The 22,475-nt window shown below is 57.4% G+C and carries 20 protein-coding genes, 1 tRNA gene and 1 riboswitch; of the genes, 10 read left to right on the top strand and 11 right to left on the bottom strand.

Annotation, left to right across the window (positions count from 1 at the left end):
• Nucleotides 1-577: 577 nt before the first annotated feature.
• The 3 genes from B3797_RS01775 to B3797_RS01765 all read right to left on the bottom strand — a co-directional run bounded on the left by B3797_RS01775 (nt 578) and on the right by B3797_RS01765 (nt 2,281).
• Nucleotides 578-751: an AlpA family phage regulatory protein gene (locus B3797_RS01775; protein ID WP_311790216.1), complete on the bottom strand. Its 174-nt coding sequence runs from the start codon at nt 749-751 to the stop codon at nt 578-580.
• Between the two features lie 464 nt (nt 752-1,215).
• Nucleotides 1,216-1,291 (bottom strand) — tRNA-Ile (locus B3797_RS01770).
• A gap of 198 nt (nt 1,292-1,489) precedes the next feature.
• Nucleotides 1,490-2,281: an SDR family oxidoreductase gene (locus tag B3797_RS01765; protein WP_311790215.1), complete on the bottom strand. Its 792-nt coding sequence runs from the start codon at nt 2,279-2,281 to the stop codon at nt 1,490-1,492.
• A gap of 132 nt (nt 2,282-2,413) precedes the next feature.
• Between B3797_RS01765 and B3797_RS01760 the strand changes: the two genes are divergently transcribed.
• The 3 genes from B3797_RS01760 (at nt 2,414) to B3797_RS01750 (ending at nt 4,361) form a co-directional block, all read left to right on the top strand.
• A complete protein-coding gene (locus tag B3797_RS01760; RefSeq protein ID WP_311790214.1) occupies nt 2,414-3,004 on the top strand; it encodes a TetR/AcrR family transcriptional regulator in 591 nt (196 codons plus the stop codon).
• Nucleotides 3,001-3,516, top strand: a complete 516-nt coding sequence (gene mug / locus B3797_RS01755) for a G/U mismatch-specific DNA glycosylase (RefSeq protein ID WP_120454822.1) — start codon at nt 3,001-3,003, stop codon at nt 3,514-3,516. Before B3797_RS01760 ends, mug begins: the two co-directional genes overlap by 4 nt.
• Before the next feature lie 95 nt (nt 3,517-3,611).
• On the top strand, nt 3,612-4,361 hold the full coding sequence (locus B3797_RS01750) for a substrate-binding domain-containing protein (protein WP_311790213.1): 750 nt from the start codon (nt 3,612-3,614) through the stop codon (nt 4,359-4,361).
• A gap of 47 nt (nt 4,362-4,408) precedes the next feature.
• On the opposite strand, the gene rpoD is transcribed toward B3797_RS01750, so the two are convergent.
• From rpoD to rpsU, 3 genes are all read right to left on the bottom strand, one after another.
• Nucleotides 4,409-6,253, bottom strand: coding sequence for an RNA polymerase sigma factor RpoD (gene rpoD / locus B3797_RS01745; protein WP_311783774.1), 1,845 nt, complete (start codon nt 6,251-6,253; stop codon nt 4,409-4,411).
• 310 nt (nt 6,254-6,563) lie between these two features.
• A complete protein-coding gene (dnaG, locus tag B3797_RS01740; protein WP_311790212.1) occupies nt 6,564-8,309 on the bottom strand; it encodes a DNA primase in 1,746 nt (581 codons plus the stop codon).
• 118 nt (nt 8,310-8,427) lie between these two features.
• The gene (gene rpsU / locus B3797_RS01735) at nt 8,428-8,643 is read right to left on the bottom strand and encodes a 30S ribosomal protein S21 (RefSeq protein ID WP_001144069.1); all 216 of its coding nucleotides are present in this window, start codon (nt 8,641-8,643) and stop codon (nt 8,428-8,430) included.
• Nucleotides 8,644-8,924: 281 nt separating this feature from the next.
• Here rpsU and tsaD point away from each other — a divergent pair, with 281 nt between their 5' ends.
• Complete coding sequence (tsaD, locus tag B3797_RS01730; protein ID WP_311790211.1) at nt 8,925-9,938, top strand: tRNA (adenosine(37)-N6)-threonylcarbamoyltransferase complex transferase subunit TsaD; 1,014 nt, start codon at nt 8,925-8,927, stop codon at nt 9,936-9,938.
• Nucleotides 9,939-9,989: 51 nt separating this feature from the next.
• Here the strand turns inward: tsaD and plsY are convergent, their stop codons facing one another.
• Complete coding sequence (gene plsY / locus B3797_RS01725; protein ID WP_120454812.1) at nt 9,990-10,598, bottom strand: glycerol-3-phosphate 1-O-acyltransferase PlsY; 609 nt, start codon at nt 10,596-10,598, stop codon at nt 9,990-9,992.
• Between the two features lie 108 nt (nt 10,599-10,706).
• Between plsY and folB the strand changes: the two genes are divergently transcribed.
• Complete coding sequence (folB, locus tag B3797_RS01720; protein WP_311790210.1) at nt 10,707-11,066, top strand: bifunctional dihydroneopterin aldolase/7,8-dihydroneopterin epimerase; 360 nt, start codon at nt 10,707-10,709, stop codon at nt 11,064-11,066.
• A 194-nt stretch (nt 11,067-11,260) separates the two neighbouring features.
• Nucleotides 11,261-12,079, top strand: coding sequence for an undecaprenyl-diphosphate phosphatase (gene bacA / locus B3797_RS01715; protein WP_126690330.1), 819 nt, complete (start codon nt 11,261-11,263; stop codon nt 12,077-12,079).
• Between the two features lie 18 nt (nt 12,080-12,097).
• On the opposite strand, the gene B3797_RS01710 is transcribed toward bacA, so the two are convergent.
• Together B3797_RS01710 and B3797_RS01705 are read right to left on the bottom strand one after the other, a co-directional pair.
• Nucleotides 12,098-13,330, bottom strand: a complete 1,233-nt coding sequence (locus tag B3797_RS01710; RefSeq protein ID WP_311790209.1) for a multifunctional CCA addition/repair protein — start codon at nt 13,328-13,330, stop codon at nt 12,098-12,100.
• A 214-nt stretch (nt 13,331-13,544) separates the two neighbouring features.
• Nucleotides 13,545-14,165 carry a TIGR04211 family SH3 domain-containing protein gene (locus B3797_RS01705; protein ID WP_311783779.1) on the bottom strand — a complete coding sequence of 207 codons (621 nt, stop codon included), beginning with the start codon at nt 14,163-14,165 and terminating at the stop codon, nt 13,545-13,547.
• A gap of 207 nt (nt 14,166-14,372) precedes the next feature.
• On the opposite strand from B3797_RS01705, the gene B3797_RS01700 reads away from it, so the two are divergent.
• From B3797_RS01700 to hldE, 3 genes are all read left to right on the top strand, one after another.
• Nucleotides 14,373-15,683 (top strand): inorganic triphosphatase, encoded by a 1,311-nt coding sequence (locus B3797_RS01700; protein WP_311790208.1) that lies wholly within the window; start codon nt 14,373-14,375, stop codon nt 15,681-15,683.
• A gap of 22 nt (nt 15,684-15,705) precedes the next feature.
• Nucleotides 15,706-18,552 carry a bifunctional [glutamate--ammonia ligase]-adenylyl-L-tyrosine phosphorylase/[glutamate--ammonia-ligase] adenylyltransferase gene (gene glnE / locus B3797_RS01695; RefSeq protein WP_311790207.1) on the top strand — a complete coding sequence of 949 codons (2,847 nt, stop codon included), beginning with the start codon at nt 15,706-15,708 and terminating at the stop codon, nt 18,550-18,552.
• Between the two features lie 75 nt (nt 18,553-18,627).
• Nucleotides 18,628-20,052, top strand: a complete 1,425-nt coding sequence (hldE, locus tag B3797_RS01690) for a bifunctional D-glycero-beta-D-manno-heptose-7-phosphate kinase/D-glycero-beta-D-manno-heptose 1-phosphate adenylyltransferase HldE (protein WP_311783782.1) — start codon at nt 18,628-18,630, stop codon at nt 20,050-20,052.
• Between the two features lie 36 nt (nt 20,053-20,088).
• On the opposite strand, the gene ubiK is transcribed toward hldE, so the two are convergent.
• Nucleotides 20,089-20,394 (bottom strand): ubiquinone biosynthesis accessory factor UbiK, encoded by a 306-nt coding sequence (gene ubiK, locus B3797_RS01685; protein WP_033752486.1) that lies wholly within the window; start codon nt 20,392-20,394, stop codon nt 20,089-20,091.
• A gap of 331 nt (nt 20,395-20,725) precedes the next feature.
• Nucleotides 20,726-20,873: riboswitch (FMN riboswitch) on the top strand.
• Nucleotides 20,874-20,981: 108 nt separating this feature from the next.
• Between ubiK and ribB the strand changes: the two genes are divergently transcribed.
• Nucleotides 20,982-21,638 carry a 3,4-dihydroxy-2-butanone-4-phosphate synthase gene (gene ribB / locus B3797_RS01680; RefSeq protein WP_311783783.1) on the top strand — a complete coding sequence of 219 codons (657 nt, stop codon included), beginning with the start codon at nt 20,982-20,984 and terminating at the stop codon, nt 21,636-21,638.
• A 63-nt stretch (nt 21,639-21,701) separates the two neighbouring features.
• On the opposite strand, the gene zupT is transcribed toward ribB, so the two are convergent.
• A complete protein-coding gene (gene zupT / locus B3797_RS01675) occupies nt 21,702-22,469 on the bottom strand; it encodes a zinc transporter ZupT (protein WP_311783784.1) in 768 nt (255 codons plus the stop codon).
• Nucleotides 22,470-22,475 lie beyond the last annotated feature (6 nt).

Here is a 22,475-nt window from a genome sequence, read left to right as displayed (position 1 = left end):
CGTCCTGTGGTTGGTCATTGGGTCAGGCGTGTTCTTCGTCTGCGGTTTGTGCGGCTACTGCTGTGCGAGCTGCTCTGTGGGTTTGTGGGCGCATTTCGCGCTTACGGTTTGTTCTTTAGTTTAAGTGTTCCAGTTCGGTGCGGGCGGCAGTTGCTACGTTGCTTTCGCGCGGTCAGGTATTACCCTATCGGCATAATTTATGCAGTCCATAGGGTTGCTCGCGCTATTGCGTCACGCACTAGCAATCGTACTGGCTGGCGACTTAATGATTACTGGAAATGGTGAAATGTTGGTTCATCGTCAGGACGAAAGGAATCGACAGGTTTTATACCTATCGAGTTGTATTCTTTTATTCGCTCTTTTGCTAGTGTTTTGCGCGTCTAATTAATTCTGGAGGCCATCCAACAACATTCTTGCCTACTTTAAACGGTTGAGGAAATCACCATTCCTAATCCAGCGCTCAAATGTTCAGCGGCTAATTCTAAGGAAATGACATACATCATTTTTGTTATGATAACGACTAAGCGATACTGGCGTTAGATCTACAAGGGTAAGCGTGTTTCTCGGTTATTATCCATTAACGCTGAGTGCACCAAAGTAACAAATCACATAGCAACCATGCGCAACTAGTGTAGCCTATCTTTTTGCGTGGGGGATATTGACAATCTCCTTCCAGATTCCATGCATGAGAGCGGGAGATAGCTGTAATTTCAAGACGTTCACTTTTTCTGACTAAGGGGGTCAGTTTCAATAACGTAAAAAGAAAGGATCTCTTGTTTCTTATAGTTGTTGATGGGCATTTTGAAATGTTCTTGATTATACGGACATGTACCCAAGGGCTGGGTAAAGCTAACCTGCTTGATATTTAACCAGTTCATGCCCTATTTAAATTTTTTACGAATTTCTCGCGTTATCAGTTCTAAAAAAGGCATATGTATTTTTTTATCACGGGCACCGAAAGTGCTTTCGTTGCCATAGGTTTTCTTGTGTTCTCTTACTTCTAAGATGAAATCGTCATGTATCTCATAACCATGTTCATTGAGATCATATTCATTTAATCTCTCGTTCATTAGCTAAAAATAGCGAAAAGAAATTTGGCTTAGGCACAGGAGGTGTCTAAAAAGTAAATGTAACAACATTAAGATGTTACCTGACCCAAATCCAAGCCATAGAAAAAGGAGTCAGACGATTTCTCATCTAACTCCTTGTTTTATTTGGTGGCCCCTGCTGGGTTTGAACCAGCGACCAAGCGATTATGAGTCGCCTGCTCTAACCACTGAGCTAAGGGGCCAGCGGAGCGGGGATTATAATGTATCTGTTTAGAGCGATCCAGCACTCATCCGCCAGATGCTGAAAAATTCTCCAGCGCATGAGTGCTTGATAAAACTGAAAATTTCCAGAAGATGCGGCCCGTTTTTATTCAGCCCTGCGAGCGAGCCAGGCAATCAAACCCGCTGTTACCCACAACCGCACCGGCAAACTGCCATCCTCAACTGCGGTAGCGCGACGCTGGCTGGCTCATCGATAAAAAGGGTACCATCGCGCCGCGCGCCCGATCATAATCCTGCCAAAGCGCGATCTCTTCCAGCGCCGGAATGGTCACCGCTTCGCCCGCCTCCAGGCCCGCCAGCGCGGCATCTACCATATCCTCAACTTCCATAATCATCTGCGGTGGAAGCTCATCGATTGACTTGCCGGAGCGGTCAAAGATCTCGGTACGCGTTGCGCCAGGCAATACCGCCTGCACCTGCACGCCGCTGTTCTCCAGCTCGCGCTGCATAGAACGGGTCAGCGTCAGCACAAAAGATTTGCTGCCGTTATAGGCGCCGTTGAACATCTCATGCATCAGCGAGAGCACCGAGGCGACGTTAATAATCATGCCGCGTCCGCGCGCGCGAAACGCATTGGCCGCCGCATGTGCCAGACGGGTTGGAGCGATAACGTTCAGCATGAGCATGCTCTGAATGCGCTCGATGTCGGCATCAATAAACTCGCCGTCTACGCTCATGCCAGCGTTATTGGCCAGCAGTGTAATCGCCGTGTTGCCTTGCAGCTCCTGCTCGACGCGTTGCAGATCCTCCGCGTTGGTCAGATCGGCGCGCAAAATACGCACCTCAGTCTTATGCTGCTGTCGCAGCGTCTGCGCCAGCGCCTCCAGCCTCGCCTGATCCCGCGCCACCAGTATCAGGTCATAATTGCGCGCCGCCAGACGTCGAGCGTAGGTAGCGCCGATACCGCTTGATGCGCCAGTGATTAAAGCAAAACCGTTTGATGCTGACATAGTAAGCCCCTTGCGTATGATGGTTGTCATATTTGTTGTTAATATGACGACCATCATATCTTCCGTCAAGGTGGAATATGATGGTCACAATAATTACTATGAATGGCAGAACGTATCAGCAGGAAAAGAGTGATGGATAAACTAAGCCATAAAGCGCGGACGCGGCAGCGTATTCTGGATGAAGCGGCGCGGATAATGCGAGAGTGCGGTACTGAGAGCATCGGCGTAGCGTCACTGATGAAGCGCGTCGGGCTGACGCACGGTGGCTTCTATGCGCACTTCGACTCGCGCGAGGCGCTGGTGCAGGCGGTAATCGCCGAGATGTTTACTGACTCAACGCAGCGCATGCAGCCGTTGTGGCAACAGTCCGATCCGGCTGAACGGCTGAACAGGCTTATCGACTACTACCTGTCAGAAACGCATCGCGACTCGCCCGCGGAAGGCTGTCCCATGCCCGCGCTGGTCAGCGAAGTGGGTCATCTGCCGGATGAGGCGAAAGCCATCTTTACCCAGGGCGTAGCGTCAATGCTGCAGCGGCTGAGTGAACTGCTCGCCGAGCTTGGGCAGCGCGACGCTGAGGCGCTGGCCAGTAGTCTGCTGGCAGAAATGGTCGGCGCGCTGGCGCTGGCGCGCGCCTGCCCTGATAAGGCGCTCTCCGCAACAATGCTGGCGCGCAGCCGACAGGCGCTGAAACGTCGTACCGGGCTGGAGCGTGCAGCATGAGCGAGCACAACATAACTGATATTATCGCGCCCGGTCTCGACGTGCTGTTCTGCGGCATCAACCCAGGCCATTCCACGGCGCATACCGGCTATCACTTCGCCCATCCCGGCAACCGGTTCTGGAAAGTGATCTTTCTTGCTGGCTTTACTCGCCAGCAGCTTAAGCCTGAAGAAGAGCAGCGACTGCTGGAGACCGGCTGCGGCATCACTATGCTGGTCGAGCGTCCCACCGTTCAGGCGAATCAGCTGGCTGCTGAGGAGCTGCGTGACGGCGGCGCGCGTCTGACCGATAAGGTACTTAACTACCAGCCGCGCGTGCTGGCTATCCTGGGCAAAGACGCTTTCAGGCGCGCCTTTAACCAGCGCAAGGTGGAGTGGGGCTTACAGGGGATCTTTATGGGCAAGACTCAGGTCTGGGTGCTGCCAAATCCCAGCGGGCTTAACCGCGCCTCGCTGGATGAGATCGTTGAGGCATACCGGCAACTTCATGATGCGTTACATAAAAGTCTCTAATAAAACGTGAGCAGGCTCGGCTTACCGCCGACTGGCAATTGTTCCCCGGCACCATCCTGGCTAAACCAGGTACTGGCTTATATAAGGGGAGTGGAATGAAAAAGTACCTGTTTATGCTGATGGCGCTGCTGTTTGCCGCGCCGGGCTGGAGCGAAACGCTGCGCGTGTTCTGCTCCGGCGGGATGTATCCCGTGGTGGAGAGCCTGAAAGCCGATTACGAAAAGCGCAGCGGCAATCAGCTGACGCTGGAAGCCGCGCCATCAATGGGCGACACGCCGCAGGCGATCCCGAATCGCCTGAAGCGGCACGACGACGCCGACGTGCTGGTCATGGTTGATTACGCCATCAAACCGCTGGCGCAGCAGGTGAAAAGCGACACGCATCAGGTGCTGGCGCACTCCTGGATTGCGATGGCGGTGAAGCAGGGCAGGCCAGCGCCCGATATTAGCAGCGTCGCGAAGTTCAAACAGGTGCTGACCGAAGCCTCAACCATCGCTGTCTCAGACAGCGCCAGCGGGCGCTATATCCGCAGCGAAATGCTGAAAAAGCTGAACCTTGGCGAGCAGACGGCGAAAAAGGTGAAGGTGATCCCCGCGACGCCGGTTGGCGAAGCTGTTGCAGAGGGCAAAGCGCCAATCGGTTTTCAGCAGAACAGCGAGCTAAAGGCGGTGAAGGGCATTACCATCGTCGGTCTTATTCCACCTGCGGTGCAGCAGGATACTCTTTACGGGGCGGTTGTAACTGCCTCCAGCAAACAGCCGCAGGCGGCGGACGACTTTGTACACTATCTGCAAAGCGATCGGGCGAAAGCAGCGATGCGTGACAAGGGGCTGACGCCGTTTTAAAGGCAATAAAAAACCCCGGCGAGCCGGGGTTTTTAACGATGGAGCGATTAGTCGTCCAGGAAGCTGCGCAGCACTTCCGAACGGCTCGGGTGGCGCAGCTTACGCAGCGCTTTCGCTTCAATCTGACGAATACGCTCACGCGTTACGTCGAACTGTTTGCCCACCTCTTCCAGCGTATGGTCGGTGTTCATATCGATGCCGAAACGCATGCGCAGCACTTTGGCTTCACGCGCGGTCAGGCCTGCCAGCACGTCGTGGGTGGCTGAACGCAGGCTCTCAGAGGTAGCAGAGTCAAGCGGCAGCTCCAGCGTGGTGTCTTCGATAAAGTCGCCCAGATGCGAATCTTCGTCGTCGCCGATCGGCGTCTCCATAGAAATCGGCTCTTTGGCGATCTTCAACACTTTGCGGATCTTGTCTTCCGGCATCAGCATACGCTCGGCCAGCTCTTCCGGCGTCGGCTCGCGGCCCATCTCCTGCAGCATCTGGCGCGAAATACGGTTGAGCTTGTTGATGGTCTCAATCATATGCACCGGAATACGGATGGTACGCGCCTGGTCGGCGATAGAGCGGGTGATCGCCTGACGGATCCACCATGTGGCATAGGTAGAGAACTTATAACCACGACGGTATTCAAATTTATCAACCGCTTTCATCAGGCCGATGTTGCCTTCCTGAATCAGGTCGAGGAACTGCAGACCGCGGTTGGTGTATTTTTTCGCAATTGAAATCACCAGACGCAGGTTCGCCTCTACCATCTCTTTCTTCGCACGACGCGCTTTCGCTTCGCCGATAGACATGCGACGGTTGATATCTTTAACCTGCTCGATGGTCAGGCCGGTCTCTTCTTCGATCTGATGCAGTTTCTGCAGGCAGCGCATCACATCTTCTTCTACTTCTTTCAGCTTCTCTGACCAGGGTTTATTCATGGCCAGCGCGGCTTTGAACCAGCTCTCGCTGGTCTCGTTGCCGGTGAACAGCGTGATGAAGTTTTTCTTCGGCATTTTGCACAGTTCAACGCACAGCTTCATGATGATGCGCTCTTGCGTACGCACGCGCTCCATCATCTCGCGCATGTTGTTGACCAGGTAGTCGAACTGCTTCGGCACCAGGCGGAACTGCTTAAAGACGTCAGAAAGGTTTTGAATCTCTTTTACTGCGTCAGCATGACTGCGACCTTTGCTCTTGATGACGGTGCGGGTCGTTTCATACTGCGTGCGCAGCTCGACGAATTTCTCGCGCGCCAGCTCCGGATCGATAGAGTTATCGTCATCGGAATTGTCGTCTTCGCTCTCTTCGTCTTCATCTTCGTCGTCGTCGCGGTCTTCTTCAGACAGCTCGGAGCCGACGTGGGTGGCGGTAGGCGCCAGATCTTCTTCAGCGTTTGGATCCACGAAGCCGGTGATCAGGTCGGAGAGGCGAGACTCGCCCGCTTCGACTTTGTCGTACTGCTCCAGCAGATAGGTAATGGCTTCCGGGTATTCCGCAACCGAACATTGTACCTGGTTGATACCGTCTTCGATGCGCTTGGCGATGTCGATTTCGCCTTCGCGCGTCAGCAGCTCAACGGTACCCATTTCACGCATATACATGCGTACAGGGTCGGTGGTGCGGCCAATTTCAGATTCTACGCTGGATAACACCTGAGCGGCGGCTTCCGCGGCATCTTCGTCAGTATCGGCGCTGTTTTCGTTCAGCATCAGATCGTCGGCGTCAGGGGCTTCTTCCACCACCTGAATACCCATATCGTTAATCATCTGGATGATGTCTTCGATCTGATCGGAGTCGACGATATCTTCCGGCAGATGGTCATTGACCTCAGCATAGGTCAGATAGCCTTGCTCCTTACCACGGGTGACAAGCAGCTTAAGCTGTGACTGCGGGTTTTGCTCCATAAGACGGTATCCACACTTCTGTTAATTAGATTGGTGTCGGTCGGCAGCGAGCCAACTATAACAGTGAAGGCGTTGTGTTATTGCCGCTGCCTTCGTCGCGGCCAGGGCTTTTGCCCATTGTATATCGGCACTTAAGCCGCTTTGAATATGTTCCGGGCCTGGCGTGTTCGCCCTTTCAGCCCTTACAGGTTAACGTCTCCGGCTTGGCTTATCGCGTCACTAAGCCTCGGCTTGCGGCGCTACGCCCCAGAAACGAATGGGTCAGACATGCGCCTTTGACTACGCGCAACAGTCTGACCCACTGTAAATTCTACTTTTTCGCCAGCGCCTGGCTTAACGTCCAGAATTCGCGGCGTTCTTCCGCGCTTAAACCCTGAGTGCGATCGCGGGCAATTAGCTCTTCCAGACGCTGCTCCAGCGCGGCGTCGTAAATGCTCGCCAGCGAGTCATGGAACACCGCTTCAACTTCCTCATCCACTATCATGTGGTTCCATGTGGCTAAGGTTTCAAGCGTCTGACTAAAATTTGTTCCGCGATATAACTCTAGTAGCTGTCCGGTAGTCAATCCAGGATTCTCATTGCAACGGCTGACTAATTCAGCAAACAGCGGTAAACCCGCCATTTTTACCTGGTCCAGTCCGTCAAGCGCCGGTACCAGCGTCGCCAGCTGCGGATTCTGCACCAGCAGCGCTACCAGCACGCGCATTGTAGTGCGCTTCAGCGGCGGTGCCGTTGGCGCAGCGCCGCCGGGTGCCAGCTTCGGCATCAGCTTCTCTAACTGGTTATCGTCAAGAATGCCGAGTTTATTACCCAGTTCCTGACGCATATAGATGCGCAGGGTCTCGCCTGGAATCTGCGTGATCAACGGCAGCGCCAGCGTACTCAGGCGCGCTTTACCGTCGCGCGTGCTCAGGTCCACCTGCGGCAACAGCGAGTCGAACAGGAAAGAGGAGAGCGGCATCGCCTGCTCCATACGCGCTTCAAACGCGTCTTTACCCTCTTTACGTACCAGCGTGTCCGGATCTTCGCCGTCAGGCAAAAACATAAAGCGTAGCTGACGTCCGTCATTCATGTAAGGCAATGCGGTTTCCAGCGCGCGCCACGCGGCTTCCCGACCCGCGCGATCGCCGTCATAACAGCAGATCACGGTATCGGTGCTGCGGAACAGCAGCTGGATATGCTCCGCCGTCGTGGAGGTGCCCAGCGAGGCTACCGCGTAATCAATGCCAAACTGCGCCAGCGCCACCACATCCATATAGCCTTCTACTACAAGCAGGCGAGCAGGCTGCGGATGATTCTTTTGCGCTTCATACAGACCGTAAAGCTGACGGCCCTTGTGAAAAATAGGCGTTTCCGGCGAGTTCAGATACTTCGGCGTATCGTTGCCCAGTACGCGGCCGCCAAAGCCAATCACGCGTCCGCGCTTATCGCGGATGGGAAACATGACGCGCTCGCGGAAGCGGTCGTAGGTGCGGCCCTTGTCGTTGGAGACCAGCATGCCGGCTTCCATCAGGGACTCGCGATCGTCCTTATTGCTGCCGAAACGTTTTAACACGTTGTCCCAGCCCGCCGGCGCGAAGCCGATGGCGAAATGCTCGATGACCTCGGTGCTTAAGCCGCGGTTGCTGAGATAGTCGCGCGCCGCTTGTGCATGAGACTGCGTCAGGCTTTGCTGATAAAAACCGTTGAGGTTCTCCATCAGCTGATACAGGCTCTGGCGCTGATGGCGTTCCATCTGGCTCGGTCCGCTGCCCGCTTCATAGGGCACTTCCAGACCGTGTTGCGTCGCCAGCTCTTCGATGCTCTCGACAAACTCCAGTCGATCGTAATTCATCAAAAAGTCGATGGCGTTGCCGTGAGCGCCGCAGCCAAAGCAGTGATAAAACTGCTTCTCGCCGTTTACGGTGAAAGAGGGGGTTTTCTCATTGTGGAAAGGACAACACGCGTGGAAGTTCTTACCCTGCTTTTTCAGCTTAACGCGGGCATCGATCAGATCCACGATATCCGTGCGGGCAAGCAGATCATTGATAAAAACGCGTGGGATTCTTCCAGCCATAAGCCCCAGATTTTCAGCTCATAAACGGCAACAAGCCGCGCTTCCTTTCGGAAAGCACGGCCTCTTACGTGACTCTGTCTGCGTTTAACACGCGGTGGAGGCGAACCTCCGGAAGAACTTAGTACAGACGAGTGCGGCGTGCGTTTTCGCGAGCCAGTTTTTTGGCGTGACGCTTAACTGCTGACGCTTTAGCGCGCTTACGTTCTGTGGTCGGTTTTTCATAGAACTCACGACGACGAACTTCAGCCAGAACGCCTGCTTTCTCGCAGGAACGCTTGAAGCGACGCAGTGCTACGTCGAATGGCTCGTTTTCACGTACTTTAATTACCGGCATGTAACTCTCACCTCGATAAAATTCGGTTTTTGCTGCTGACTGCGGCGCCAGCACTTTTCAAAATGGTGCAGCATTTTACTCCAACGTGAGTCGGTTTGTAAAGCACCATGGACAATTAAGAACCAACAGGAGCGTTTGCCGATGCGGCTGCCGGTTTTTTTCAAGGGTGCGGAGTATAGCGCACTCTTTGCGCGCCACGGAATCACTTTTTGCAGCGAAAGCGTCGACGAACGAAGGTGTTGCTATGCTACACTGCGCGCCGCAAGTAAGAGGTAAGCGCTATGCGAATTTTGGGTATTGAAACATCCTGCGATGAAACCGGCATCGCAATCTATGATGACGAAGCGGGTCTGCTCGCCAATCAGCTTTACAGCCAGGTGAAACTGCACGCCGATTATGGCGGCGTGGTGCCGGAACTGGCGTCGCGCGATCACGTGCGCAAAACCGTCCCGCTGATTCAGGCGGCGCTGAAACAGGCGAACCTGCAGCCGCAGCAGATCGACGCCGTCGCCTATACGGCGGGGCCGGGTCTGGTGGGCGCGCTACTGGTCGGCGCCACCATCGGACGCGCGCTGGCCTTTGCGTGGAAAGTGCCTGCGGTGCCGGTACATCATATGGAAGGCCATCTGCTGGCGCCGATGCTGGAAGAGAACCCGCCGCAGTTTCCGTTCGTGGCGCTGCTGGTGTCCGGCGGTCATACCCAGCTGATTAGCGTAACCGGCATCGGCGAATATGCGCTGCTGGGCGAATCCATCGACGATGCCGCAGGCGAAGCTTTTGATAAAACCGCCAAGCTGCTGGGACTGGACTATCCCGGTGGCCCGATGCTGTCGAAAATGGCGCAGCAGGGCGTCGCGGGACGCTTTACCTTTCCGCGTCCGATGACCGATCGGCCCGGACTGGACTTCAGCTTTTCTGGTCTCAAGACCTTTGCCGCCAACACCATTCGCGAAAATGCGGACGATGCGCAAACCCATGCCGACATCGCGCGCGCTTTCGAGGATGCGGTGGTCGATACCCTGATGATCAAATGCAAACGCGCGCTGGAGCAAACCGGCTTTAAGCGGCTGGTGATTGCGGGGGGCGTCAGCGCCAACCGCACGCTGCGCGATCGCATGGCGCAGATGATGCAGGGACGCGGCGGCGAAGTTTTCTATGCACGTCCGGAGTTCTGCACCGACAACGGCGCGATGATCGCCTATGCGGGCATGGTACGGCTGAAAGGCGGCACGCGCGGCGGGCTGGGAGTCAGCGTACGGCCTCGCTGGCCGCTGGCGGAGCTGCCCGCTATCTGATGTAAAGATGGGGTTTTCTAATCCCTGACAGAGCCGACAGCCTCGGCTCTGTTATTCCTCTTTGCGCGCTTTTTTGCGCTTCCAGATTTTACTCTCCTGACCACGCCACAAACGCTGAATATTGTCGTGATGACGCAGCAGAATCAGGCATGACAACATCGACACCGGAAAGGTGAACTGCGGCTTAAACCACCAGACGTAGAAGGGCGCAATCAGCGCGCTGACAATCGCCCCCAGCGACGAGTAGCCGCTCAGCAGCACCGTCAGCAGCCAGGTGCCAGTCATCAGCCCGGTCAAATCCCAGCCGATCGGCGCGATAGCGCCCAGCGCGGTCGCAACGCCTTTGCCGCCGCGAAAGCGGAAAAACACCGGATAGATATGGCCAAGACAGGCCGCAATAGCGGTAAGGCCAAGATAAAGCGGGGCGAGATGCAGCAGGTACGCCAGCCAGACCGGCACCATGCCTTTGAGGATATCGAAAACCAAAACGCAGGCCGCTGCGGCTTTGCCGCCGATGCGCAACACGTTGGTCGCGCCAGGATTACCTGAACCCTGAGTGCGCGGATCGGGCAGTCCGGCGATTTTGCAGACCAGAATGGCGCTCGAAATCGAACCGCAAAGATACGCGAAAAAAATCATACCAGGCGCGATAGCACTCATATTACCGTACCGTTTCCTTTAGGGTCGTTTTGTCTTCGTTAACCGTGGATAATACGCATTATACGCCGGAAGTGGTATCCGGCTTAGCCAAAAACAGAGAGTGTCATCATGGATATCGTTTTTATCGAACAACTTACGGTGTTCACCACCATTGGCGTTTACGACTGGGAACAGGGCATTCAGCAGAAGCTGGTGCTCGATGTCGAAATGGCGTGGGACAACCGCCAGGCGGCGCGCAGCGACGATGTGAACCACTGTTTAAGCTATGCCGAGGTCTCTGAGGCGATCCTGACGCACCTCAGCGGTACGCGCTTCGCGCTGGTGGAGCGCGTAGCGGAGGAAATCGCGGATCTGCTGATGACGCGTTTCGGTACGCCAGGCGTGCGTATCCGGGTCGCCAAACCGGGCGCGGTTGCGCAGGCAAATCAGGTCGGCGTGCGCATCGAGCGCGGGACTATTCCTAAATGAATACGTTGTGATTGCCATCACAGTGAAACCAAACCAAATTATTGTCTGCCATACGCTCTGCCGGTGCGTTGTTAAACGCTAAGGGCGCCGAAAGCCTTAAGGTTTCCCTCAGGCTGACGATGGCAGAATTTCAGGCGGAAGCAAAATCGCGACCGCCTTTTTAATGGGTTTGAAACGGACATAAGGAAAATTTGATGGCAGATATTCATCAGCTTTGGGTAGCTGCAATCCTGGGCGTCGTGGAGGGGCTAACGGAATTCCTGCCTGTCTCTTCCACGGGGCACATGATTATTGTCGGCCACCTGCTGGGCTTTGAGGGCGATAAAGCAGAAACCTTCGAAGTGGTGATCCAGCTTGGATCCATACTCGCCGTGGTGGTGATGTTCTGGCGTCGTCTCTTTGGATTAATCGGCATTCATTTTGGCGAAGTAAAGCATGAAGGCGTGGGCCGCGGGCATCTGACGCTGATCCATATCCTGCTGGGAATGGTTCCGGCGGTCGTCATCGGGCTGGTGCTGCACGACCAGATCAAAACGCTGTTCAACCCGATTAACGTCACCTACGCGCTGGTGGTCGGCGGCCTGCTGCTGCTGGCGGCGGAATACCTGAAGCCGAAACAGCCGAAAGCGGTGGGGATTGACGATATTACCTATCGCCAGGCCTTTATGATCGGCTGTTTCCAGTGCCTTGCGCTCTGGCCGGGCTTCTCTCGCTCCGGCGCCACCATTTCCGGCGGCATGCTGATGGGCGTTAGTCGTTACGCAGCGTCAGAGTTCTCTTTTATTCTCGCTGTGCCGATGATGATGGGGGCTACCGGCCTCGATCTCTATAAAAGCATCGGCTTCCTGACGATGAGCGATTTTCCGATGTTCGCCGTCGGTTTCGTGACCGCGTTTATCGTGGCGCTGATTGCGATTAAAGCCTTCCTTGAGCTGATTAAACGCATTTCGTTCGTCTCTTTCGCCATCTACCGCTTTATCGTAGCGGCAGCCGTCTACGCTATCTTTATGTAATGCCTGCGCGGCCAGCCATCAGGCTGGCCGCATCTCCGCAATTCCTTGCGCCACGGCGGCAATACGACGCCGCGTCAGCTCTTCTCTTACCTTAGCGCCCTTGAAACCCGCCTCGATGACCGCTTTGGTCGGCACCGATTGCGCCAGCGCGAACGCCTGACGCAGATAGTCGCCCTGCGGATAGGCCATGCTCTCGAGCCCGGCGCGTCCGCGCGCGTCCGCTTCGCTGGTCAGCGCTATCTGCTCTACCCGATGGGGTTTGCGCCAGGCGTCGATACGATCAAACAGCGCCACTAGGGCATCGGCGGACTGGCGTTCAATGGTATGCACCACGTCGTGATATTCCGTAACGATCAGCGCCAGATCGCGAATAGCGTTCGGCACGCGCAGACGCTGACAGAGCGCCTCGACCAGCGGCACACCCGCCGCGCCGTGTCCGTGATGGCTCGGCCACTTCTCTGGCGGCGTCAGCGCTTTGCCGACGTCGTGGAACAGCGTAGCGAAACGCACATCGACCTCATCCGACAGCGATGCCGCCAGCGTCAGCGTCATCAGCGTATGCACGCCGGTGTCGATCTCCGGATGCCACTTCGCCGGCGCGGGAATGCCGAACAGCCTGTCAAGCTCCGGGAACAGCACTTCAAGCGCGCCGCAGTCGCGCAGCACCTGAAAATAGACCTGCGGATTGCGCGAGGTCAGCGCTTTTTCCGTCTCTTTCCAGACGCGCTCGGCGGTAAGATGACTCAGCTCGCCGCTCTCCGCCATCTGGCGCATCAGCGCCTGCGTCTCTTCGGCAATACGGAAATTAAGATGCGCGAAACGCGCGGCGAAGCGCGCCACGCGCAGTACACGCAGCGGATCTTCATTAAAGGCGTCAGAAACGTGGCGCAGCAGGCGCGTCTGTAGATCGCGCAGTCCATGAAAGGGATCGATCAGCTCGCCGCTTTCCGTCTGCGCAATGGCGTTGATGGTCAGATCGCGGCGTTGCAGATCCTGTTCCAGCGTTACATCGGGCGCGGACCAGGTGACAAAACCCGTATAGCCATTGCCGCTTTTCCGTTCGGTGCGCGCCAGCGCGTATTCTTCGCGGCTTTTCGGATGGAGAAATACCGGGAAATCGCGGCCGACCTGCTGGAAACCCTGCGCCAGCATCGCTTCAGGCGTCGCGCCGACTACCACCCAGTCCCGGTCCTTGACCGGCAGTTTTAACAGCGCATCGCGAACGGCGCCGCCTACTAAATAGGTCTTCACTCAACAACTCCAGAGATAATAAATAAGGCGCGCCGCAGGGCAAATTCGCCGCTGAACATTCAGCACGCTTGTTGCTCTATTGTTGCACACAATGGCCAGATTGCAGGCATGACAGAAAGGACATCAAAGGATGCCCTTAAAATAGTGACCTTACAGCGGGCCTTGTCATCCGCGCCGACCCGGTCGCGTATGACAAGAAAGCGCGGAAGAAGGCTTAGTTCATCCAGCGATCTTTTTTCTTGCGGCGCGGCACCATATGCGGCAACACCAGCCCCAGCAGCAGGCCGACGCCCAGCACGCCGCCGCCATACATAAACCACTGCATGATGATGGTGCGCTGTTTGTCATCCAGCTGAACGTTGGCGGCGCTGACCTTTTTCTGCGCCACGATCAGCTCGTTTTTCAGCTTCTGGTTTTCTTCTTTCAGCCCGTTGATCACGCTGTCGCTGTTGGCGACTTTATTCTGCATTTCCGAGGTGCGCTGGTTCCAGCTGTTATCGATATTGCCCAGCTTAGCGGTAAGATCTTTTACCTGCTGCTCCAGCTGCGGCACGCGCGTGCGCAGGCTGGGTTCGGCGCTGAGCTGCGAAAGCGGGATCCAGACGGTACGGCCTTCCGAGTCGCGGATCTGGCCGTAATTCGTGTCGGTGTTAGTCTGCACCAGCTGCACTTCTTCACCCGCGTTCAGCTTGCCGAGCAGGCGAAACTGGTCGCCCGGTCCGCTGCGAACCCAGGTGGATAATTCGTCGGAGATGTAGCGTTTTTCGTCTGCATGGGCTGGCGTGAGCGTGCTAATAGCCAACAAGGTAAGGCCTGCGATTACAATTTTTTTCATTCGATGTCGTTTTAGCTTGGGGGTCTGTAAATTTACCGGCACAGTCTGGAACCGCCTCGCATAAATCTGAATGAGAACTATCCTGGTCTCATTTCCCTGCGAAAAGGGTAGCGAAAGCGCAAAGAAAGCAGAGACAGCACGCCTTCAGTGCATTAATCTTCGCCAGATAACCCTCGTAAGTGCCAGCAGCGTATTGAATAAAAAATTATGACCATCGAAATCGAGCTAAAGTTCATTGCCACCCCTGACGCCGCCAGCAAGCTGGCGCAAACCCTCGCCGGTTTTCCCCACCAGCACCATGCCGCGCGCGCGTTAAGCAACGTCTATTTTGAGACGGATGACAACCAGCTGCGTCGTTGGGATATGGGCCTGCGTATTCGCGGCGTTGACGGTCATCACGAGATGACGCTTAAAACCGCCGGAAAAACCCTCGGCGGCCTGCATCAGCGTGCGGAATACAATATCGACCTGCCCGAAGCGAAACTCGATATCGCGCGACTGCCCGCTGAGGTCTGGCCGCAGGGCACCGACATCGCCGCGCTGCAGCAGCGCCTGCAGCCGCTCTTCAGCACCCATTTCCAGCGTGAAACCTGGCTGGTTCAGGTGGGCGAAAGCGAAGTAGAAGTGGCGTTCGATCGCGGCGCAGTCGCCACAGAGACGCTGAGCGAAGATCTCTTTGAGGTGGAGCTGGAGCTGAAAAGCGGTCAGCGCAACGACATGATGACCTTTGCCCGACAGCTTATCGCAAACGGCGGCCTGCGTCTGGGGAGCCTGAGCAAAGCGGCGCGGGGCTACCAGCTGGCGCAGGGCAATCCGCCGCGTCCGCTGCGTCCGTTCCCGCTGTTAAAGGCCGCGCCGAAAGCGACGGTAGAAGAGGGGATGGTCACCGCCATGTCCAGCGCCCTCAGCCACTGGCAGTATCATGAAGAGGTCTGGCTGCGCGGTAATCCCGAGGCGCAGCACAGCGTCGTCGAGGCGCTGGAAGCGCTGCGTCAGGCCTTTTCTCTGTTCGGCGCGCTGGTGCCGCGCAAGGCGAGCAGCGAGCTGCGCCAGAAACTCACCACGCTGGAAGAGATCCTCGCCGAACCGGTAAAAGATGCGCAGGCGCTGAGCTTTTCAGCGCTCTCCGTCGAAACCCAGTTAGCGCTTACTCACTGGCTGGTGGAGTCGCAGTGGCAGCCCTGGATCGATGCAAAGAATCAGGCGAAGCTCAACGGCTCCTTTAAGCGCTTCAGCGACATTATGCTGAGCCGTATCGCGGCGGATCTGAAAGAGACCTTCAGCGATGTGCAGCAGGCGAACGAATATCACGACAAAGCGACGCGCCTGTCGCGCCAGCTGCTGGCGGTGCATCTGCTGGCGGGCGCCTATGCGCCGGAAGCCGTTGCCGTCTGGCTGTCGCCGTGGGAACAGCTGCAGCAGTCTATAGCGCAAAATCAGGATCGCTGGCTGAAATCGCTGGCGGCTCAGGCGATTCGCCAGCCCGCCTTCTGGCTGAACAGCAGCGCGCCACGATGATCTAATCCATCAGGGAGAGAAGATGTTGCCGCAGTTACCCGCAGAGTTACAGGCGCAGGCGGCCAGCGTGGCTGAGCGCCTCGGCCTTGCCGCTGATGTCCTGACCGACGCGCAGCGCGCCGCGCTGGCCTTCAGTGATTTCATTGCTGAAAACCTGCAGCGTCAGCCGGAATGGTGGCTGGCGCTTCAGCAGCAACCGCCACAGCCGGATGAATGGCAGCACTACGCGCGCTGGCTGGATGACGACATCGCCACGGTCGACAGCGAGGCAGCGCTGATGCGCGCGCTGCGGCTGTTCCGCCGCCGCATGCTGGTGCGCATCGCCTGGATGCAGTGCCTGCACGACGCGAGCACCGAACAGAGCCTGCAACAGCTTAGCGTGCTGGCGGAAGTGCTGATTGGCCGCGCGCGTGACTGGGTGTATCAGGCGTGCTGCCGGGATTTCGGCACGCCCTGCAACAGCGCAGGCGAGCCGCAGCCGATGCTTATCCTCGGCATGGGCAAGCTGGGCGGCGGCGAGCTTAACTTCTCTTCCGATATCGACCTTATCTTTGCCTGGCCGGAAAACGGCGCGACGCGCGGCGGCCGACGCGAGCTGGATAATGCGCAGTTTTTTACGCGCATGGGACAGCGGCTTATTAAGGTACTGGATCAGCCCACCATGGACGGCTTCGTCTACCGCGTCGATATGCGGCTGCGTCCTTTCGGCGACAGCGGCCCGCTGGTGCTGAGCTTCGCCGCGCTGGAGGATTACTATCAGGAGCAGGGCCGCGACTGGGAGCGCTATGCGATGGTTAAGGCGCGCCTGATGGGCGACGATCAGGATCGCTGGAGCCAGGAGCTGCAGCAGATGCTGCGCCCGTTTATTTATCGCCGCTATATCGACTTCAGCGTGATTCAGTCGCTGCGCAATATGAAGAGCATGATCACGCGCGAAGTGCGGCGGCGCGGTCTGACCAACAATATTAAGCTGGGCGCAGGCGGCATACGCGAAACCGAATTTATCGTGCAGGTGTTTCAGCTGATACGTGGCGGACGTGAGCGCTCGCTACAGCAGCGCTCCCTGCTGCCGACGCTCTCAGCCATTGGCGAGCTGGCGCTACTGACGGCAGAGCAGGTCGCTACGCTGCGCGAGGCTTACCTTTTCCTGCGTCGTCTGGAGAACCTGCTGCAAAGCATCGCCGACGAACAGACCCAGACGCTGCCGACCGATCCGCTCAATCGCGCGCGGCTCGCCTGGGCGATGGGCGCAGAGAGCTGGCCCGCCCTGACGGCGCAGCTTGAAACGCATATGGCGGCGGTGCGCGCTATCTTCGACGAACTGATCGGCGAAGATATCCCTGAAATCAGCGATCAGCCTGAGCTGCAGGAGTTCAGCAGCATGTGGCAGGATTCGCTGGAGGATGCGGAGCTGGTACCGCTGGTACCGCAATTAGGCGATGACCAGCGACGTTCGCTGCATCGTGCGCTGGAGGATTTTCGTCAGGACATTAGCCGTCGCACTATCGGTCCACGCGGGCGGCTGGCGATCGACCAGCTTATGCCGCGCCTGTTGAGCGAAGTGTGTCCGCGAGACGACGCCGCCGTGACCTTCAGCCGCCTTGTTCCGCTGCTGCTGGGCGTGCTGACGCGCAGCACCTATCTTGAACTCCTGACCGAATATCACGGCGCCCTGCGGCATTTAATCCGCCTCTGCGCGGCATCGCCGATGATCGCCAGCCAGCTGGCGCGCTATCCGCTGCTGCTGGATGAGCTGCTCGATCCCGCAACGCTCTATCAGCCGACCGCCACCGACGCCTACCGCGACGAGCTGCGCCAGTATCTGATGCGTATTCCCGTTGATGATGAAGAGCAGCAGCTTGAGGCGGTGCGCCAGTTTAAACAGGCGCAGCTGCTGCGCATTGCGGCGGCGGATATCGCAGGAACGCTGCCGGTGATGAAAGTGAGCGATCACTTAACATGGCTGGCGGAAGCGATTATCGAATCGGTGGTGCAACAGGCGTGGCTGATGATGGTGCAGCGCTACGGGCGGCCGGGACATCTGAAAAGCGAGAGCGAGCGCGGCTTCGCGGTGCTGGGCTACGGCAAGCTGGGCGGCTGGGAGCTGGGCTACAGCTCCGATCTCGATCTGGTATTCCTCCATGACTGTCCGGCAGAGACGGTCACGGACGGAAAACGCAGCATTGATGGCCGCCAGTTCTATCTGCGGCTGGCGCAGCGCATTATGCATCTCTTTAGCACTCGCACCGCCTCAGGCATTCTCTACGAGGTGGACGCGCGGCTGCGGCCTTCCGGCGCCGCGGGCATGCTGGTCAGCACCTTTGACGCCTTTGACGACTATCAGCGCCACGAGGCATGGACCTGGGAGCATCAGGCGCTGGTGCGCGCCCGCGTGGTATTTGGCGATGACGCGCTGGCCGGACGCTTTAATGCGATTCGCCGCGCTATTCTCTGCCTGCCGCGCGCGCCTGAAGCGCTGCAAAAAGAGGTACGGGAAATGCGCGAAAAAATGCGCGCGCACCTCAGCAACAAACATAAAGGACGCTGGGAGATTAAAACCGACCAGGGCGGCATTACCGATATTGAATTCATCGCGCAATATCTGGTCTTAGCCTGGGCCGCCGAACAGCCTGAACTGACGCGCTGGTCCGACAATGTGCGTATCTTCGAGCTGGCGGCGCGCTATAACAAAATGCCGGAAGAGGAAGCGCAGGCGCTGACGCATGCCTATGTCACGCTGCGCGACGCGCTGCATCATCTGGCGTTGCAGGAGCTGCCCGCCCATGTCGAGCCGGACGCCTTTGCCGCCGAGCGGCAAACCGTAATGGCAAGCTGGCAGCGCTGGCTGGCGTCGCCGCTAACACCTTAAGCGCCTGTTGATAGCGCGGATCGCATCTGTGCTATCATCCGCGCACTATTTTTACTGCAGTCTGGAGTGTCTGGAATGAAAGTTACTTTGCCCGCGTTCGACCGTGCTTCGGTGCTGGTCGTAGGCGATGTGATGTTGGATCGCTACTGGTATGGCCCAACCAGCCGTATCTCTCCTGAAGCGCCGGTGCCGGTGGTGAAAGTGGACGCTATCGAAGAGCGTCCCGGCGGCGCGGCAAACGTGGCGATGAACATTGCAGCGCTGGGCGCCGCTTCGCAGCTGATCGGCTTAACCGGCGAAGATGATGCGGCGCGCGTGCTGAGCGAAACGCTGAAAAACGTCAACGTGCGCTGTGACTTCGTTGCGGTCAAAACCCATCCCACCATCACCAAACTGCGCGTATTGTCACGCAATCAGCAGCTGCTCCGTCTCGATTTCGAAGAGGGTTTTGAGCAGGTCGATCCGGAACCTATCCATCAGCGGCTGCGTCAGTCGCTGGCGGCCGCCGGCGCGCTGGTGCTCTCCGACTATGCGAAAGGCGCGCTCTCCAGCGTGCAGACCATGATCCAGCTGGCGCGCGAGGCGAATGTGCCGGTGCTGATCGATCCTAAAGGCACCGACTTCGAGCGCTATCGCGGCGCGACGCTGCTTACGCCGAACCTGTCGGAGTTTGAGGCGGTGGTCGGCAAATGCAAAAGCGAAGAAGAGATTGTCAGCCGCGGCATGCAGCTGGTGGCGGATTACGAACTCTCCGCGCTGCTGGTGACGCGCTCTGAAAACGGCATGACGCTGCTCCAGCCTGGCAAGGCGCCGCTGCATCTGCCGACGCAGGCGCAGGAAGTCTTTGACGTAACCGGCGCGGGCGATACCGTTATCGGCGTGCTGGCGGCGACGCTGGCGGCGGGCGATTCCCTTGAAGAAGCGTGCTTTATGGCGAACGCGGCGGCGGGCGTCGTGGTCGGCAAGCTGGGTACCTCTACGGTTAGCCCGGTCGAGCTGGAAAACGCCATTCATGCGCGTCCGGATGAAGGCTTCGGCATCATGAACGAAGCGCAGCTTAAAATCGCGGTAGAGCAGGCACGCAAGCGCGGCGAGAAAGTGGTGATGACTAACGGCGTGTTCGATATTCTGCACGCGGGCCACGTCTCTTATCTGGCCAATGCGCGCAAGCTGGGCGATCGCCTGATCGTGGCGGTCAACAGCGATGCCTCGACGAAACGCCTGAAAGGCGACAGCCGTCCGGTGAACCCGCTGGTCAATCGTATGATTGTGCTCGGCGCGCTGGAAGCGGTGGACTGGGTAGTGGCGTTTGAAGAAGATACGCCGCAGCGTCTGATCGCAGGCGTTTTGCCCGATCTGCTGGTAAAAGGCGGTGATTACAAGCCGGAAGATATCGCGGGCAGCAAAGAGGTGTGGGCAAACGGCGGCGACGTGCGCGTGCTTAACTTCGAGGACGGCATCTCTACCACAAACATCATCAAAACCATTCGCGGCGAGTAATAATGCGGGCGGGCGCGTCGCGCCCGCCATAAATATTTACTGCGGCGTGTCGATTTTACCTGCCGGATCGGGCGTAACGACTGCCGGGGCTGGCGCGGAAGGCTGATGGCTTTCCAGCTGTGCCAGACGCTGTTCCAGCGCGGCCAGCTTTTCACGCGTGCGCAGCAGCACCTGCGTCTGCACGTCGAACTCTTCACGATTAACCAAATCCATACGTGTCAGCTGCGCCTGCAGAACCTGGCGGATTTTCTTTTCGACATCGTCGCCAAATTCACGAATCCCTTTCGGCATCGCCTCGTGCACCTGACGCGCAAGTTGTTCAATTTTTTTCGTGTCGATCATGATGATTTCCTGGTTTCGTGTTGCTGGTGACAGCAGGGGTTGGATCCTGATAAGGGTTAAGTGTAATGCCTGAAACGAAAAGGTTAAACCCGAAATCGATACGGCGGGAAGGGCAAAACACTCCCGGTGATGATTAACCTGTCTGTGCGCCAGAGAGCGTCCGATCGCAAAAGCGTAAAACCCGACCTCCTTGCCTGCTCGCCCCGCCATTTTCCTGACGCGCGGCTTGCACTCTCTTTGCCGCTGATGAGCACTCTATACAGCCTGAAATGCAAAAGCATTTGCGGTTTTGTCGATTGCCCGGCCTGTGGATTGGCGCTATAGTAATTTTGCTTATTCTCAGGGCGGGGCGAAATTCCCCACCGGCGGTAAATCAGCAGTAGCTGAAAGCCCGCGAGCGCTTTCCGGCAACGGGAAGGTCAGCAGATCCGGTGTAATTCCGGGGCCGACGGTTAAAGTCCGGATGGGAGAGGGTAACGACATCTGCCGGGCTACGCCCGCTTCGCGTTATTGCTATGTCTTAATGACATCACTCCTAAGCTCGCCCTGATTCTGGTAACTCATATATTTTATAAGGCTTTATTACCATGAATCAGACGCTTCTTTCTGAATTTGGCACGCCGGAACAGCGTGTAGAACGTGCAGTGGCTGCGCTCCGTGAGGGACGCGGCGTGATGGTGCTTGACGACGAAGACCGCGAGAACGAAGGCGATATGATCTTCGCAGCGGAAACCATGACCGTTGAGCAGATGGCGCTGACCATCCGCCACGGCAGCGGCATTGTTTGCCTCTGCCTGACCGAAGAGCGTCGTCAGCAGCTTGAGCTGCCGATGATGGTGGAGAACAACACCAGCTCTTACGGCACCGGTTTTACGGTTACCATTGAAGCTGCTGAAGGCGTAACCACCGGCGTTTCAGCTAAAGATCGCATCACGACTATTCGCGCGGCGATTGCTGATAACGCGAAGCCGAGCGACCTGAATCGTCCGGGCCATGTTTTCCCGCTGCGCGCGCGCGACGGCGGCGTTCTGGCACGCGGCGGCCATACCGAAGCGACTATCGATCTGGTGACGCTGGCGGGCTTTAAGCCAGCAGGCGTGCTGTGTGAACTGACCAACGACGACGGCACTATGGCGCACGCGCCGGAAGCTATTGTCTTCGCTAAAGCGAACAATATGCCGGTGGTCACCATTGAAGATCTGGTCGCTTACCGCCGCGCGCGCGAAACGCGCCAGGCCAGCTAAGCTGAGCCGCTAATGAAAAAGAAACGGGCCCGTTAGCGGCCCGTTTTTTTTAGCTACTGGCGCTTAGCTTAAGTCGCTTACCTGCAGCAGCGCGAGACTTGCGCCCATCACCGTCATGCCGCACAGCACGCCATAGCTCGGATTGTTATGGGGATCGATCTCGCGCGCCAGCGGCATAAGCTCATCCACCGACAGTGCCACCATAATTCCCGCGACAGCCGCCATCACCGCAGCGATAACCACTGGCGACAATACTGGACCGAGTAGCAAAAACGCCAGAAGTCCACCGAGGATCTCCGCCATTCCAGAGACGCACGCCCAGAACAGCGCTTTGCTTTTCGAGCCGGTGGCGGCGTACATAGGCCCGGCTACTGCCAGACCTTCAGGAATATTGTGTATAGCCACCGCCAGCGCGATGCCTAGTCCCAGTTCCATATCGCTGCTGGCGGTGACATAGGTCGCGACGCCTTCGGGAAAATTATGCAGGCTGATGCCCAGCGTCAACAGGATAGCTGTGCGGCGCAGTTTCGCCGGTTGACGCTGCGCCGCCATCAAATCCTGCGGATGCTGATGCGGCAGCAGGCGATCGAGCGCGAAATAACCGAGCAGGCCCAGCATAAACATGCCGTAACCGAGTATGGGCGATATGCCTTCGGTGCGCAGCGCGGTCGGCAGCATCTCCATTAGCGAAATCAGCAGCATAATCCCCGCCGCAAAGCCGAGCGCAAAGGCCAGCATACGGTTGGACGGCTTCTGTCCCAGCACGCCGAATATCGCGCCGATAAAGGTGGCGCCGCCAGCCAGCACGGTAAGCAGCAGAGGTACCGACATCGCATT

The organism is Pantoea sp. UBA5923 (genome assembly GCF_002431095.1).
GTDB lineage: Bacteria > Pseudomonadota > Gammaproteobacteria > Enterobacterales > Enterobacteriaceae > Pantoea > Pantoea piersonii.
This window is presented reverse-complemented; position numbering and strand designations above follow the sequence as displayed.